Below are 15,397 nucleotides of genomic sequence, written 5' to 3'. Positions count from 1 at the left end.
CAGCCAGTTTTTCAGAATTATGCCGGCTCTCGCTTGAGAGCTACATCGTTCCGAATTTTGCAACAATGCACTCTGTTTCACCTTACTGAATGTTAAAGCCGAAATTTTTTGTCGTAAAAAGTCACATTTCCGGCAACTTCTGCACGAAAGACGGAGTCCTAGGATAATTCCGAATTGCTTCTGGAATTTAAAAGAGGCCGTCTAGCAGCAGGAGTTGTCTCATGGATCATTTGCAGTCGATGAAAGTATTCGTCCGAGTGGCGGATCTCGGCAGTTTCGCCCGCGCAGCCGGCGCAATGGATATCTCGAATGCAGTGGCAACACGTCATATTGCTGACCTGGAGGGGCGCCTGGGCACCCGCTTGCTCAACCGCACCACGCGTAGTTTGTCGCTAACCGAGTCCGGCCAGGTGTACCTGGAACGCGCTCGCCAGATCCTCGACGAGCTCGAGGACGTCGAACAAATGGTGGTTGCACGTAACCACGAGCCGGTTGGATCGCTACGAATTGTCGCACCCGTCGTGTTCGGCCTGCACAACCTCGCTCCCGTGCTGCAGACCTACACGCAACGCTATCCGAAAGTCGTGCCGGACGTCACGCTGGTCGACCGGCAAGTCGATCTGGTGGAAGAGGGCTTCGACGTGGGCATTGTGATCGCGCGCCAGATGCGCAGCGCGAGCATTGTCACGCGGCGCCTGACGACCGGTTGCCTGACCGTATGCGCGACGCCCGGCTATCTCGAAACGCATGGTGTGCCGACGCGGCCCGAAGACTTGTCCGAACATCCGTCGCTGAGTTTGCCGTCCGAATATTTCGGCGATGAGCGCGTGTTCACCGGCCCGGAAGGCGAAGTGCGCGTGCGGCCGACGAACGTGATCGTCGCGAACAATACCGAGATGCTGCGCCAGTTCGCGCTGCTCGGCATGGGCATCGCGATCCTGCCGAGTTACCTGATCGGCAACGACACCACGCGCGGCCGGCTGGTGCGCCTGCTGAGCGACTATCAGCTGCCGCAGGTCGAGATCAACGTCGCGTATCCAAGCCGGCGCCATTTGCCGGCGAAGGTGCGCACGTTCATCGATCACCTTGTCGAGCATTTCAGCCAGACGCCGAATCATCAGCTGGGTGAGCAGTGGGTGAAGGACGGCTTCGTCAAGCCGGGAGCACCGGCAATCGATGAGCGCGATTCCGAGCCGCTGGTTGCGCATGCGGCGTACGCGGAAGCAGAAGGCGGCGCACGATTCGAAGCGCCTCCCGCCGATGACAACAAGGTCGGTGGCAAGCCTGTGAAGTCGCGCTCGCGTGCGACGCCGGCCATGCCTTCGCCGTTCTGATGGCCGCCGCCGTGGTGGGGCTCATTGGGCGATCAAGCGTTGTCCAGCACGATGAACGAAAAAAAGCCCGCGAATGATTCGCGGGCTTTTTTAATGCTACGGGGCCTGACCTGGCGGCCCTCAAACCCTGAAACCTGAAACCTAACCCGCCTTGCGAGCCGGCGCCTTCTTGGCCGCCACCTTCTTCGTAGGGGCTTTCTTCGCCGCAGGCTTGACGGTCGTTTTCTTGGCCGCCACGGCGACGTCGCCGTCACCTTCGTCTTCCGCTTCAGTAAGCGCCGCGGCACCGCGCTTGACGGCCGGCTTGGCACCCGGTTTCGGCTCTTTCTTCTCGAATTCGAAGCCGATCTTGCCATCCGGCTGCTTCACGAGAAATGCCTTGAAGTTACGGCCCGTGCGCGATGACTTGAAGCCCGTCAGCAAGTCCGTGCGTCCTTCTTCGAGCAGCTTCGTCATCTGCTCGCGCGACATTTCCTGCTGCAGGATCACCTTGCCCGAACGGAAATCGCAGGTCTTCGGATTCGCCACCGAGTTTTCGCACACATAACTCATGCCGTGCTCGTACACGCGCGACTGACACTTCGGACACGCGCCAACCGGCGTCTGCTCCGAGAAATCTACCGGTTCGCCGTCTTCGCCGCCTGAATCCTGACCGAAGTCGAACTCGAGCTTCCAGTTCTTGATTTCGTCGTCGAAAGACAGCTTCAGGATGGCGGAAAACGGCCGGCCCATCTTGCTGCGGAAACCCGACAGCGGCCCGATGGTTTTATCCTTGATCAGCTGCTCGACTTCCGGAATCTCGAACTGCCGTCCACCGGGAATCTTCGACATCGAGAATTCGCACTTCGTACAAGCGAATCGCCGATAGTTCTCTTTAATCTGGCTGCCGCAATTCGGGCACGGTGTTTCGAGCGTCGAATAATCGCCGGGGATGGTGTCGGAGTCGTATTCCTTCGCACGCTTCACGATGGTCTGCGTCATGCGCGCGATTTCCTGCATGAACTCGTCGCGCGGGAGCTTGCCGCGCTCCATCTGCGAGAGCTTGTGCTCCCACTCGCCGGTCAATTCAGGCGCCGTCAGTTCCTCTACGCCCAGACCGCGCAACAAGGTCATCAACTGGAAGGCCTTTGCCGTAGGAATCAGCTCACGGCCTTCGCGCACCATGTACTTTTCGCCCAGCAGCCCTTCGATAATCGCCGCCCGCGTGGCCGGCGTGCCGAGGCCCTTCGCGGCCATTGCTTCGCGAAGCTCTTCGTCTTCGACCAGCTTGCCCGCACCTTCCATAGCGGAGAGCAACGACGCTTCGTTGTAGCGCGCAGGCGGCTTCGTCACGAGACCGAGCGCCGCGACCTTCTCGACACCGACCTTCTCGTCCTTCTGAACCGGCACGAGATTGGCGTCTTCGCCACCCACTTCCTTGCCATAGACCTGCAGCCAGCCCGGTTCGACCAGCACCTTGCCTTCAGTCTTGAAACGATGCTCGGCGACTTCGGTGATCCGCGTGGTGACCAGGTATTCGGCTGCCGGGAAAAACACCGCGAGGAAACGCTTCACGACCAAGTCATAAAGCTTCTGCTCCGGTTCGGACAGCGCTTTCGGCGCCTGCAGGGTCGGGATGATGGCGAAGTGATCGCTGATCTTCGAGTTGTCGAAGATGCGCTTGTTCGGCTTGACCCAGCCCTTGTCCAACACCTGCTTCGCATGCGGCAGATAGTTGTTGCTCTCTTTGAGCATCGCGAGCGTGTCCTTCACCGTCGGGATGTAATCCTCCGGCAGCGCGCGCGCGTCGGTACGCGGGTAGGTCAGCACCTTGTGCTTTTCATACAGGGCCTGAGCCAGGCCGAGCGTGTTCTTGGCCGAAAAGCCGAAGCGGCCGTTGGCTTCGCGCTGCAAGCTGGTCAGGTCGAACAGCAGCGGCGACATTTGCGTGGACGGCTTCGCTTCTTCCGTGACTGTGCCGGTCTTGCCGCGGCAGGCCGCGACAATGGCTTCAGCGTCGGGCAAGTTCCAGAGACGCGAATCGCGCTGCTCCGGGTCACCCTCGACACGCTTGAATTTCGGGTCGAACCAGCGGCCCTCGTACATGCCCTTCTCGGCGAGGAATTCAGCACGCACTTCCCAATAATCGCGCGGCACGAAACGACGAATCTTTTCCTCGCGTTCCACAACGATAGACAACGTTGGCGTCTGAACGCGGCCAACCGTCGTCAGGAAGAAACCGCCGCCCTTGCTGTTGAACGCGGTCATGGCGCGGGTGCCGTTGATGCCCACGAGCCAGTCAGCTTCGGAGCGGCAACGGGCGGCGTCGGCGAGCGGCTGCATGTCGGCGTCGCTGCGCAAATTCGCAAAACCGTCTCGGATGGAGCCGGCGGTCATCGACTGGAGCCAGAGGCGCTGCACAGGCTGCTTGGCTTTCGCGTGCTGCGCGATCAGGCGAAAAATCAGCTCGCCTTCGCGCCCCGCGTCACAGGCGTTGATCAGGCGATCGACGTCCTTGCGCTTGAGCAGCTTGGTCAGCACCTTCAGCCGCGATTCGCTTTTGGCGATCGGATTCAGGTCGAAATGCGGCGGAATGACGGGCAGGTTGGCGAAGCTCCACTTGCCGCGCTTGACTTCGTACTCCTCCGGCGCGGCAATTTCGAGCAAGTGGCCGACCGCCGACGACAGCACGTAGTCTTCGCTTTCGTAATATTCGTCATGCTTGGTGAAGCCGCCCAAAGCGCGCGCGATGTCGTTCGCGACAGAAGGCTTTTCAGCGATGATCAGGGCTTTGGACATGACTCGATTCTAGTTAGGGACTGGCATGAGGCCGGGTTTGGGCGGCTTGCGCCACCGCGGTTCGGACCCGTTAACGTCCGCTTTATAGCATATGGCGTGCGGCGCGCGGTCTGGCATTTAATGAAACGCGGGATGCCGAACGGTGAATGTGGGCGCTTTGTGATGCAAGCGCGAAAGCCGTTTCAGCTTACGAGTGCGCTCAGTTGCGCATATTGGTCTTGCCGCTTGATTCGATTTATGCGGCGACGAGTGCGGGCCGGATCTTCGGTGCGCCCACCATCCCCGGCAACGCGCTCAAATCGGTCAACATGCGCGCGACAATGGACGTTTGCGGCAGCACCGTTCCAAAGAAACGGGTTGTCACAGCGTCTTCTATCAAGACGGTCGGAAAATTTTCCACATCGAGGTCATCGAAGCGATCCGCCTGGTTTTCGATGTCGATCCATGCAAAGCAGATGTCCGGATGGGCGTCGGCGAGCAGGTCGAAACCCTCGCGATAATCGCGGCACGTCCCGCACCATTCGGCGCACAGGCAAGCGACGAGTAGCGTGCCGGCGCTGGTCAGGCGCTCGGCAATCTGATCGGCGTCGGTGTCGAGATTCAACGCGGGCATGGATCCTTGCGGTCCTTTTCGTCAGTCATTTGTTGGGTTTGCAAGAAGCGGATTTTGTCGCGAATGTAGCATGGTGCCGAAAAATCAGCGTTCAAGCCGGGTAAAGCGTCCCCCGGCAACGCGCCAACCCGTCCCGACAATTCGAGTTGCAACAGCAGGCTTTGTAGCGTCGCACCATCCATTTCGGTCCGCTCGGCAAGAATTTCAAGCGTCGCGGGCGAGTGCCCGAGTGCTTCGAGCAGGCGGTCGGTTTCGGGGTTGGCCAGTTTTATCGACGCTGATGCCCACGACGCGCTCGCCGGTTTGCTACGTGCAGCGGTTCCCGACCCCGGCGCGCTTTGAAGTTCCAGTGCGAATTCGCTTGTTGCCGGTTCGGCGCCAGCTTCTTCCACCGGAATTGCTTTCCCACGCTTTCGCGGCTTCGAAACAGGTGCCACGGCTGCTTCGCTCGGAACCGGAAAACCGAACTCTTCGAGAATGTCCTCGGGCGTTTCCACAAGCTTCGCCCCCTGCTTGATCATCCGATGACACCCGCGCGACAGCGGCGCGTGGATCGAGCCCGGGATAGCGAATACGTCGCGCCCCATTTCGTTGGCGAGCCGGGCGGTAATCAGCGAACCCGAACGCATGGCTGCTTCGACGATCAGCACGCCACTCACCAGCCCCGCGATCAGCCTGTTACGCTGCGGAAAATTTACAGGCCGGGCCGGCATGCCGAGCGGCCATTCCGACACGATCGTGCCGTTTGTCGCAATTTCGTGCGCCAGCGCGTGGTGCAGCGGCGGATAGACAAGATCCGCCCCCGTTCCAATGACCGCAATCGTGCCGCCAGGACCGCTTAGTCCTCCGCGATGCGCCGCGCCGTCGATACCCAGCGCGAGCCCCGACACAATCGCGAGCCCCGCATCCGAAAGGGCTTGCGCGAAGCGGCGGGCGTCGTCAACGCCTTGCGGCGTCGCGCTTCGACTGCCGACAATCGCCACTGCCCGGGCCTGAAGCAGGTCCAGCCGTCCCTTTACATATAGCAACGGTGGCGGATCGGGCATGGTGAGGAGCGCTGGCGGGTACGCTGAATCCGCAAGCGTGACGATCCTGTTGCCCGGAACCGACGCCCACTCAAGCGTGCGCGCAAGGCATTCGTCGAATGGACCGAGTTCCGAGCGCGGCGGGGGCCCAAGCATCGCACAGGCCGCTTTCTCTCCGGCGATTACGGCGAGCGCACCGAATGACTGGTTCAGCACCGCCTGCGGCCCGCCGAATTCGGCAAGCAACGCACGCAGCGCGATGGGCGGCAAACCGCTCGCGTTCGCCAGCCGCAGCCAGGCTGAAACGTCCTGCAAATCGGTTTCTCCCAGACAGGGCTTGGCGTCGGCCGTCGGCAACAGGAAAGGCGTCATGTTAAAATTTTCATATCCCGAAATACGAAAGGATTGTCGAAGGGCCTTGGTTCCGGCCTTTCGGACAACGCGTTGCCGCCCCGCGAGCGGCACTGAAACGACGTTGAAGCGCCGCGTTTCGGCCCAATCATCTTCTCGATACCGGCACTCTTTTACAACCTGGCCGAATGGCCGACTATCGCGCGCCGCGGCGTGCGTCGATAATCTGAATCATGGCTCTGCTCAACATACTCAAATACCCGGACAAGCGGCTGCACAAGGTCGCGAAGCCCGTAGAGGTCGTCAATGACCGGATTCGCAAGCTCGTCGCGGATATGGCGGAAACCATGTACACGGCGCCAGGCGTCGGCCTTGCCGCGACCCAGGTGGACGTGCATGAACGCGTGATCGTGATTGACACGTCGGACACGCACGACCAGCTTCAGGTCTTCATCAATCCGGAGATCATCTGGTCGAGCGACGAGAAGAAGGATCACGAGGAAGGCTGCCTGTCGGTGCCGGGCATCTACGACTTCGTCGAGCGACCGGAAAAGGTGCGTGTGCGCGCGCTGAACGAGAAGGGCGAGACGTTCGAAATCGACTGCGAAGAGCTGCTTGCGGTGTGCATCCAGCACGAGATGGATCACCTGATGGGACGCGTCTTTGTCGAATACCTGTCGTCGCTGAAGCAGACGCGAATTCGCGGCAAGATGAAAAAGCTCGAAAAGGCGCTATGACGGGTCGATTCACCAAGACGGATGCTGGAATTTGCAGGTTGCTGAATCGATGACTCAATCGCTGCGTGTCGTATTTGCCGGAACACCTGAATTTGCCGCTGCCGCACTGGCTGCCATTCACGCGGCGGGTTTTCATGTGCCGCTCGTGTTGACCCAGCCGGACCGGCCCGCCGGGCGCGGTTTGAAACTGGCTCCCGGGCCGGTCAAGCGGTTGGCGGTCGAGTATGGCTTGCAGGTGGCGCAGCCGACCTCGTTGCGGCGCAATGGCAAGTATCCCGAGGAAGCGGCCGCCGCTATTGATCTGCTGAAGGCCACGCCGCACGACGTCATGGTGGTTGCGGCGTACGGGCTGATCCTGCCGCAGGAAGTGCTGGACATCCCGCCGTTGGGCGCAATCAACATTCATGGTTCGCTGTTGCCTCGCTGGCGCGGCGCAGCGCCCATTCATCGTGCGCTCGAAGCTGGTGACGCCGAGACGGGCATCACGCTGATGCAGATGGATGCGGGGCTCGATACCGGTGCAATGATCCGGGAAGGCCGCATGGCGATCACGTCTGCGGACACGACGGCCACGCTGCACGATCGGATGGCCCGGCTCGGTGCTGATCTGATCGTCGAAGCATTGCGGGATCTCGAACGGGATGGCGCCTTGCCCGCCACGCCGCAGCCACTGGACGGCGCGACGTACGCCGAGAAGATCGCCAAGCACGAAGCGGCGCTCGACTGGCGTCGTCCGGCGAGCATGCTCGCGCGTCAGATTCGCGCCTTCGATCCGTTTCCCGGCGCGTTTGGAACGCTCGATGGCGTTGTCGTCAAGATCTGGGCCGCAGAGCCGGTGCCACTGACGGGCCATGCCGATCCCGGCGTGATTGTGGAAAGCGGTGCGGAAGGTGTCGTGGTTGCGTGCGGTCAGGGCGGCTTGCGTCTCACGCAGTTGCAAAAGCCTGGCGGCAAACGACTGCCTGTGCGCGAATTTCTTGCGGGATCGCCTATTGTTAAAGGGCAACGATTCGAACTTCGGGAAGTCGCGCCGGATGCCTGAAACGGTGTCTGCGTATTTGCCGCGCCGTCGTTGCGACGGCTAAAACCAGTCAAAAAACATAGGTCACGCAATGCTTGGAATCACCGGTTTCACGCTGTTTATCGTTGCCGTCATGTTGCTGAGCGTTACGCCGGGGCCGGATACGGCGTACATCGTCGGCCGGAGTGTCGCACAGGGGCGTGGCGCGGGCGTGGTGTCGGCGCTGGGCATTGCGCTCGGCTGCATTGTGCATACGCTGGCCTGCGCATTCGGGCTCACGGCGTTGCTGGCGGCATCGGTGACGGCGTTCACCATCGTCAAGTTCGCGGGCGCGATTTACCTGATCTATCTCGGCGTGCGGCTGATCTTCGCCAAGCCGGCGGCCGCGAAAACCAGCCACAAGCCGAGCGAAGCGAGCCGCGTTCGCGCCGCACCGAAGTCGCTCCAGCAAGTCTTCACGCAAGGTTTCGTCACGAATGTGCTGAACCCGAAAGTGGTGCTGTTTTTCGTCTCGTTCATTCCGCAATTCGTTGCCGTCGACAGCGAACACAAAACCCTCGCCTTCCTCGCGCTTGGTTTTGTGTTCGTGTTGGTCAGCACCTTCTGGAACACGTTCGTGGCGTGGATCGCGGGCAGCGTGACGCAACGCTTCTCAGGCAAACCCGGCGTCAAGCTATGGCTGGACAGGGTGGTGGGCAGTGCATTCGTCGGACTGGGCATCAAGCTGGCGACTTCACACAGGTGATTGAATTTTTCCGGGATGCCCTTATCTAACATTTTGCTTACAATCTGAGGCCGGGCAATTGCGGGCAGATTGTCTGGTCAGGCAAAAAGGCCGCTTCGGCCGCTCGCGCTTAACGCGCATTGATATTGGGTGAGGAGTTCAAGACATGTTCAACTGGGTCAAAACGGCGATGCTGATGGCAGCGATCACGGCCCTTTTTGTCGTGATCGGAGGAATGATCGGCGGCAGCAAGGGAATGATGCTTGCGCTGATCGTCGCCCTCGCCATGAATTTCTTTTCGTACTGGTTCTCGGACAAGCTCGTGCTGAAGATGTACAACGCACAGGAAGTCGACGAAGCCAGCGCGCCGCAGTTTTACCGGATGGTTCGCGAGCTGGCCACGCGGGCGCAGCTGCCCATGCCGAAGGTGTATCTCATCGACGAAAATGCGCCCAACGCATTCGCAACCGGGCGTAATCCGGAGCACGCGGCTGTTGCAGCGACTACCGGTATCTTGCGGGTGTTGTCTGAGCGCGAGTTGCGCGGCGTGATGGCGCATGAGCTCGCGCACGTGAAGCACCGCGACATCCTGATCTCGACAATATCGGCCACCATGGCCGGTGCTATCTCGGCGCTGGCCAACTTCGCCATGTTCTTCGGCGGCCGGGATTCCGAAGGCCGTCGCACGAATCCGATCGCCGCTATTGCGGTAGCCATGTTGGCTCCGCTGGCCGGTGCGCTGATCCAGATGGCTATTTCGCGGGCGCGGGAATTCGAGGCTGATCGGGGCGGCGCGCAGATTTCCGGCGATCCGCAAGCGCTCGCCAGCGCGCTCGAGAAGATCCACGCGTATGCCGCGGGCGTGCCGTTCCCCGCCGCTGAGCAGCATCCCGCCACGGCGCAGATGATGATCATGAACCCGCTGGCCGGTGGCGGAATCTCGAAGCTCTTTTCCACGCACCCGGCGACCGAGGAACGCGTTGCGCGCCTGATGGAGATGGCGCGAACCGGCCGGATGGAGTGATAGGAGCTGTCTAAGGCATAGTTATGGACCCATCGCAGCGTAAGCGGCGATGGGTCTTTTGTCACACCATGACACCTGTCATAAACAGCGGGTTGGCTCCAACCCTGCCCGTTCGGCCAGCATTCCAGTCCCAATCTCAGACCCAAACCCCTCGCAAGTTACAATGCTTCGTTTGTGCGGACCGGCATCGGCCGGCTCGAACGCCTTCGCCCCGACATGACCGAAAAGCATTCCCGACGCCGCGCCGTTTCATCGGCGGAAAGCAGCCGAGCGTCGTCCGACGCCCGGCTTGCCACGCTACCCCTCGCTCCCGACTCCCTTGCGTTCGCGCTCGATGCCGCCGCGCAAGCGGTCGGCGCGGTGCGTGCCGGTTCCGCGCTGCCCGCAGCCTTGCAGACGGTCATTGCGGCCACGCACGTGGCGGTCTCGCGCGGGGCAACGCAGGACATCGCGTACCGCACGTTGCGGCGCCTCGCCGTGGCCGACGCGCTGCTCGCGAAACTGGTGCGCAAAGCGCCGCCGCCGCATGTATCGAATGTCATGGCTTGCGCGTTCGCCCTTCTGGTGGACGACGAAGCCGAGGCCGCGTACACGCCATTTACCGTTGTCGATCAAGCCGTCAACGCAATCGCCGCGCGGCGCGAATTTGCGTTTGCGAAGGGTCTGGTCAACGCCGTATTGCGTTCGTTCCTGCGTGAACGTGAAGCTTTACTCGCCGAGGTTCAAAGCGATCCTGTCGCGCGTTTCAACTATCCCGCATGGTGGATCGACGCGGTAAAGCGCGGTCACCCGTACGAATGGGAAAACATCCTGGGCGCCGGTAACCGGCAAGGGCCGCTTACGTTGCGCGTGAACGCACGGCGTATGAGCGTCGCGCAATATCTCGACGTCCTCAAAGCCGAGAACATGCAAGCCGAAGCCGCCGGCATTCATGCCGTGCGTCTCAAGACGCCAATGGCGGTCGACAAGATTCCCGGTTTCGCCGACGGCGTCGTCTCGGTTCAGGACGCCGGCGCACAGCTCGCCGCGCAGTTGCTGAACGCACGCGACGGCATGCGCGTGCTCGATGCCTGCGCTGCACCCGGCGGCAAGACGGGCCACGTGCTGGAACTGGCGAACGTCGAGTTGATTGCGGTGGAAAGCGATGCGGGGCGCGCGCGGCGTATCGGAGAGAATCTGCAGCGCCTGAATGTGCACGCGGAAATTCGCGTAGGCGATGCCGGTGAGCCGTCGGGCTGGTCGGACGGAGATCCGTTCGATCGCATTCTTGCCGACGTGCCGTGCTCGGCATCGGGCATTGTGCGGCGTCATCCTGACATTCGCTGGCTGCGCCGTCCCACCGACGTCGCCGCGCTGGTCGAAGAGCAGCGGCGCATCCTTTCGGCGCTCTGGCCCCTGGTCGCAACCGGCGGCGAGTTGCTCTACGTTACGTGCTCAATCTTTCCGGAAGAGGGCGAGTTGCAGGCGCAGTGGTTTGGAGAGGTGCACGAAGATGCGGTACGATTGGACGCGCCGGGGCAATTATTGCCGACAGCCAGCCGCACCGGCGCGGCTGGTGGGCAAGTATCACCGGACCCGGTCACGAACTCGCTGACGGACAATTCAGGCGAGGCGCAACGTACCCGTTCAGCATTGACGCGGGACGCGGAAGCCTTTGCGGACCACGACGGATTCTTCTACGCGCGCTTTCAGAAACGGTGACGATCAAACGCTTTTTCCCGCTGCGGCTCGCGTCTGCCGGTCAGGCCGTGCTGGCCATGCTATTGAGCTTTGCGCTGTCGTTCATGCCCGTTTCGGCCGCGCAGGCCGATCCCATTGCTGTGCAGCGCGCGTCGCTGCAGGCGGACGGATCGGGCTGGAGTCTCGACGCCCGTTTCGACTTCGATCTCAACAGCAGCCTTGAAGACGCCGTGAACAAGGGCGTGCCTTTGTATTTCACAACGGATTTCGATCTGTCGCGGCCGCGCTGGTATTGGTTCGACGAAGAACCGGTGAGCGTGTCGCAAAGTATCCGGCTTTCGTTTCAGCCCCTGACACGCGAATATCGTGTCTCCACCGGGGGCTTGCAGCTCGGTTTCGCCACGCTTGAGGAAGCGCTCGCAGTCATCAAGCACGTGACATCGTGGCACGTGATCGATCGTAACCAGGTCAAGCCCGGCGAGACATATAACGCTTCAGTGCGCATGCAGCTCGACATTGCACTGATGCCCAAGCCGTTCCAGATCGACGCGGTCAACAACCGCGACTGGAATCTCTCTTCCGACTGGAAGCGTTTTACTTTTACGGCGGCGACCAGTGCTAAATAAACTACGCCGCCGACCGCTACGCCGCACGAACATGACGGGCCTCGTGGTTCGGGTGCTCGTGACAACGGTTGCGCTCACGGCCATTCTGCTGCTCGTGATGCTGGCCCTGGCCAGCGCGAACACCGAGTTCTTCGATCGTTATTACCAGTGGCTGTACGCCGCGAATCTCGCGGTGGCGGTCGTGCTGATACTGATCGTGATCGGGCTGCTGGCAATCATCATCACCCGTGTGAGGCAGGGCAAGTTCGGCACGCGGCTGCTCGCGAAACTCGCGTTCATCTTTGCGCTCGTGGGCGTAGTGCCGGGCGCGATCATCTATGTGGTGTCGTATCAGTTCGTGTCGCGCAGTATCGAGTCATGGTTCGACGTGAACGTGGAAACCGCGCTCACATCCGGGCTGAATCTCGGGCGCGGCATGCTGGATGCATCGTTGTCCGATTTGCAGAACAAGGGCCGCCTGATGGGCGACCAGCTTGCAAGCGCCGATCCGACCAGCCTCACGCTCACGCTGTTGCGCTTGCGCGATCAGTTCAACGTGCAGGACGCGACCATCGTCGAACCGGCGAGAAGCGGCTCCGGTACCGCGCCCGACGTGCGTGTGGTGGCGCAGGCATCGAGTAATTTCGCGGCGCTCGTGCCTGACGACCTGCCCACTCCGCTGCAATTGAATCAGGCGCGTAGCAGGCCGTACGGGGCTATTGAAGGCGAGGTCGATGGCGATTCAAGTCAGACCGGGCCAAAGGGCGCATTGAGGCTGCGGGTGATCGTGAAGATCCCCGACAGCTCGACTACTGAATTGCAGCCGGCCGAACGTTTCCTGCAGATCGAACAGCCGGTCAGTACCGGGCTCGCCCGCAATGCCGACGCCGTGCAGCGCGCGTATCGCGAGTATCAGGAGAAGGCGCTCGGGCGCACCGGCTTGCGCAAGATGTATATCGGCACGCTGACGCTCGCGCTGTTCCTCGCCACCTTCATTGCGATGATGCTGGCGCTTGCACTTGGCAATCAGCTCGCGCGGCCGTTGTTCCTGCTCGCGCAAGGCACGAAGGAAGTCGCCGAGGGCGATTACACACCCAAGCGCGAAGTGAAGTCGCGTGACGAACTCGGTTTTCTCACGCAGTCGTTCAACGCCATGACGCGGCAGTTGTCCGAGGCGCGTGCGGCAGTGGAGAACAACCGGATCGCGCTCGAACATTCGAAGGCGTATCTCGAGAGCATTCTCGCGAACCTGACCGCCGGCGTGTTCGTGTTCGACCGGCAGTTCCGATTGACCACGGCGAATCGCGGCGCGGAGCGGATCTTCCGGCAGCCGTTCAATGCGTCGCTGAACCTGCCGCTTGAACAGATTGGCGTGCTGTCCGAGTTTGGTGCAATGGTGCGCAAGGCATTTGCAGATCGCGATGCAGCCGCGAGCGGCAGCGGCCGGCCCATTGGCGACCGTGGGCACTGGCAACAGCAGCTTGCCGTACCGGTAGCGGGCGAGACTGATCCGCTGACCTTGCTGGTACGCGGCACGCAGTTGCTGACCCTGACCGAAAGCGATACCGACGACGCCGAGACAACCGGCTACGTAGTCGTATTCGACGACATCTCCGACGTCATCTCGGCGCAGCGTTCGGTCGCATGGGGCGAAGTGGCGCGGCGGCTCGCGCACGAGATCAAGAATCCGCTGACACCGATCCAGCTATCGGCGGAACGGTTGCAGATGAAGCTGGCCGACAAGCTTGCTCCCGCCGATGCCGACGTGCTCAAGCGCGGCGCGACCACCATCGTGAACCAGGTGCAGGCAATGAAGCAGATGGTCGACGACTTCCGCGAATACGCGCGCACGCCGCCGGCTGTCCTGGGCAATCTGCAGCTCAATGATCTCGTGACCGAGGTGCTGACCCTGTATGGCATTGAAGAGGGTAAGAGTCATATCACCGTGGAGCTGACAAAATTGCCGGTGATTCGTGGCGACGCCACGCAGCTCAGGCAGGTGATTCACAATCTCTTGCAGAACGCGCAGGATGCGGTGGCCGATGTGGCCGAACCGCGCGTGCTGCTTGAAACGAAGACAGTAGAATATGGCGATTCCGATGCCTCCGGACATGCCCGCGTGGCGGTGCGGTTGACGGTATCGGATAACGGTCCTGGTTTTCCCGCGCGAATTCTCTCGCGTGCGTTCGAGCCTTATGTAACAACGAAGGCCAAGGGCACGGGTCTGGGTCTTGCAACGGTGAAGAAGATCGTCGACGAGCATGGCGCGCGCATCGACATCCGCAACCGTTCGAAGACTCCTGACGTGATCGAAGGCGCGCAGATCTCGATTCTGTTCCTGCAACTCGCGGACGATACCGCCGAACCGGGCGCGACGCCGCCCTCGGCGGCGGCGAGCCACGGAACGACAAAAGCATTAGTGCAGACAAGGGCAGCGTAAATGGCAACCATCCTGGTGGTAGACGACGAAATGGGTATCCGGGAATTACTCTCGGAGATCCTGAGCGACGAAGGTCACGTGGTGGAGACGGCAGAAAATGCGCAGCATGCGCGGGAGTACCGGTTGCGGCAGGCGCCGGATCTCGTGCTGCTCGACATCTGGATGCCCGATACCGACGGCGTGACCCTGCTGAAAGAGTGGGCGGCGCAGGGCAAGCTCACCATGCCGGTGATCATGATGTCGGGCCATGCGACTATCGATACGGCGGTTGAAGCCACGAAGATTGGTGCGCTCAACTTCCTCGAAAAGCCGATCGCGCTGCAGAAATTGCTCAAGGCGGTCGAGCAGGGTCTGGCTCGCGGCACGGCTGCGGCGCCAATCGCGAATGCGGCCACGCGGCCGGCCTTGCCGTCGAGCGGTTCGACCGTGCCGGCTTCTGCTGCGTTGCCGGTGGCTGCGTCGTTGAACCTGGCGGGTGGCGACGCCGGCGCGCTGGGTGCAGCAGGTCCGGCGGGTGCAACGGCATCCATCTCCTTCGACATTCCGTTACGCGATGCCCGCGATGCGTTTGAGCGCGCGTACTTCGAGTATCACCTGGCGCGTGAGAACGGCAGCATGACGCGAGTGGCGGAAAAGACGGGACTGGAGCGTACGCACTTGTATCGCAAGCTCAAGCAGCTTGGCGTGGATCTGGGCAAGAACAAGAGCGAGGCTTGACTGGCGGGCGTTCCAGGATCGTTGCAGTAAAAAGGTGGCAAAAAGCACTTGAGCGACATAATCCCCTTTGATATACTTTCGTTCTTCGTGGCCCGGTAGCTCAGTTGGTAGAGCAGCGGATTGAAAATCCGCGTGTCGATGGTTCGATTCCGTCCCAGGCCACCACAGTTGCAAAAAATGCCCGGAAAACCGCAAGGTTTCCGGGCATTTTCCATTTTGTTTTTGCGCGCACTGGATGCGCGCCGGACGCCAAGCTATCCCGAGCGTTCTCCGGTTGGGTCAAGGCTCATCCACGAGCGAATACCCTCTTCATGATAAAATCCTTGGTTCTTCAAAGACTTGGCTAAG

12 protein-coding genes and 1 tRNA gene are annotated in these 15,397 nt (G+C 61.3%); 10 read left to right on the top strand and 3 right to left on the bottom strand.

All coding sequences use genetic code 11. The features are described from left to right. The first annotated feature begins 221 nt into the window (after window positions 1–221). Window positions 222–1,334 (top strand): LysR family transcriptional regulator, encoded by a 1,113-nt coding sequence (locus ABH944_RS02635; RefSeq protein ID WP_404604229.1) that lies wholly within the window; start codon window positions 222–224, stop codon window positions 1,332–1,334. Between the two features lie 141 nt (window positions 1,335–1,475). Here the strand turns inward: ABH944_RS02635 and ABH944_RS02630 are convergent, their stop codons facing one another. The 3 genes from ABH944_RS02630 to dprA all read right to left on the bottom strand — a co-directional run bounded on the left by ABH944_RS02630 (window position 1,476) and on the right by dprA (window position 6,122). Next, a complete protein-coding gene (locus tag ABH944_RS02630; RefSeq protein ID WP_404604228.1) occupies window positions 1,476–4,112 on the bottom strand; it encodes a DNA topoisomerase III in 2,637 nt (878 codons plus the stop codon). 235 nt (window positions 4,113–4,347) lie between these two features. Further along, on the bottom strand, window positions 4,348–4,725 hold the full coding sequence (locus ABH944_RS02625) for a thioredoxin family protein (protein ID WP_062082401.1): 378 nt from the start codon (window positions 4,723–4,725) through the stop codon (window positions 4,348–4,350). Then, entirely contained in the window at window positions 4,713–6,122 is a 1,410-nt protein-coding gene (dprA, locus tag ABH944_RS02620; protein ID WP_404604227.1) for a DNA-processing protein DprA, read from the bottom strand. Before dprA ends, ABH944_RS02625 begins: the two co-directional genes overlap by 13 nt. Before the next feature lie 212 nt (window positions 6,123–6,334). Here dprA and def point away from each other — a divergent pair, with 212 nt between their 5' ends. The 9 genes from def (at window position 6,335) to ABH944_RS02575 (ending at window position 15,214) form a co-directional block, all read left to right on the top strand. After that, on the top strand, window positions 6,335–6,838 hold the full coding sequence (def, locus tag ABH944_RS02615; RefSeq protein ID WP_404604226.1) for a peptide deformylase: 504 nt from the start codon (window positions 6,335–6,337) through the stop codon (window positions 6,836–6,838). A gap of 49 nt (window positions 6,839–6,887) precedes the next feature. After that, entirely contained in the window at window positions 6,888–7,880 is a 993-nt protein-coding gene (gene fmt / locus ABH944_RS02610; RefSeq protein ID WP_404604225.1) for a methionyl-tRNA formyltransferase, read from the top strand. A gap of 70 nt (window positions 7,881–7,950) precedes the next feature. Next, window positions 7,951–8,604, top strand: a complete 654-nt coding sequence (locus tag ABH944_RS02605; RefSeq protein ID WP_404604224.1) for a LysE family translocator — start codon at window positions 7,951–7,953, stop codon at window positions 8,602–8,604. 145 nt (window positions 8,605–8,749) lie between these two features. Beyond that, window positions 8,750–9,607, top strand: coding sequence for a zinc metalloprotease HtpX (htpX, locus tag ABH944_RS02600; RefSeq protein ID WP_062082392.1), 858 nt, complete (start codon window positions 8,750–8,752; stop codon window positions 9,605–9,607). Between the two features lie 216 nt (window positions 9,608–9,823). Beyond that, the gene (gene rsmB / locus ABH944_RS02595; RefSeq protein WP_404604223.1) at window positions 9,824–11,308 is read left to right on the top strand and encodes a 16S rRNA (cytosine(967)-C(5))-methyltransferase RsmB; all 1,485 of its coding nucleotides are present in this window, start codon (window positions 9,824–9,826) and stop codon (window positions 11,306–11,308) included. Further along, window positions 11,305–11,913, top strand: a complete 609-nt coding sequence (locus ABH944_RS02590) for a DUF4390 domain-containing protein (protein ID WP_404604222.1) — start codon at window positions 11,305–11,307, stop codon at window positions 11,911–11,913. Before rsmB ends, ABH944_RS02590 begins: the two co-directional genes overlap by 4 nt. Before the next feature lie 31 nt (window positions 11,914–11,944). Continuing rightward, entirely contained in the window at window positions 11,945–14,332 is a 2,388-nt protein-coding gene (locus ABH944_RS02585; RefSeq protein ID WP_404604286.1) for an ATP-binding protein, read from the top strand. Continuing rightward, window positions 14,333–15,049, top strand: a complete 717-nt coding sequence (esaR, locus tag ABH944_RS02580) for a response regulator transcription factor EsaR (RefSeq protein ID WP_404604221.1) — start codon at window positions 14,333–14,335, stop codon at window positions 15,047–15,049. It begins immediately after the preceding gene. 89 nt (window positions 15,050–15,138) lie between these two features. Further along, a tRNA-Phe gene (locus ABH944_RS02575) sits at window positions 15,139–15,214 on the top strand. Window positions 15,215–15,397 lie beyond the last annotated feature (183 nt).

Source organism: Caballeronia udeis (genome assembly GCF_044909315.1).
GTDB lineage: Bacteria > Pseudomonadota > Gammaproteobacteria > Burkholderiales > Burkholderiaceae > Caballeronia > Caballeronia udeis_A.
This window is presented reverse-complemented; position numbering and strand designations above follow the sequence as displayed.

Bases quoted from the DNA above. Each gene is read 5' to 3' on its own strand.
- ABH944_RS02585 (WP_404604286.1), top strand. From the start codon at position 11,945: ATGACGGGCCTCGTGGTTCGGGTGCTCGTGACAACGGTTGCGCTCACG.
- fmt (WP_404604225.1), top strand. From the start codon at position 6,888: ATGACTCAATCGCTGCGTGTCGTATTTGCCGGAACACCTGAATTTGCC.
- ABH944_RS02625 (WP_062082401.1), bottom strand. From the start codon at position 4,725: ATGCCCGCGTTGAATCTCGACACCGACGCCGATCAGATTGCCGAGCGC.
- def (WP_404604226.1), top strand. From the start codon at position 6,335: ATGGCTCTGCTCAACATACTCAAATACCCGGACAAGCGGCTGCACAAG.
- ABH944_RS02635 (WP_404604229.1), top strand. From the start codon at position 222: ATGGATCATTTGCAGTCGATGAAAGTATTCGTCCGAGTGGCGGATCTC.
- ABH944_RS02605 (WP_404604224.1), top strand. From the start codon at position 7,951: ATGCTTGGAATCACCGGTTTCACGCTGTTTATCGTTGCCGTCATGTTG.
- ABH944_RS02630 (WP_404604228.1), bottom strand. From the start codon at position 4,112: ATGTCCAAAGCCCTGATCATCGCTGAAAAGCCTTCTGTCGCGAACGAC.
- dprA (WP_404604227.1), bottom strand. From the start codon at position 6,122: ATGACGCCTTTCCTGTTGCCGACGGCCGACGCCAAGCCCTGTCTGGGA.
- htpX (WP_062082392.1), top strand. From the start codon at position 8,750: ATGTTCAACTGGGTCAAAACGGCGATGCTGATGGCAGCGATCACGGCC.
- esaR (WP_404604221.1), top strand. From the start codon at position 14,333: ATGGCAACCATCCTGGTGGTAGACGACGAAATGGGTATCCGGGAATTA.
- rsmB (WP_404604223.1), top strand. From the start codon at position 9,824: ATGACCGAAAAGCATTCCCGACGCCGCGCCGTTTCATCGGCGGAAAGC.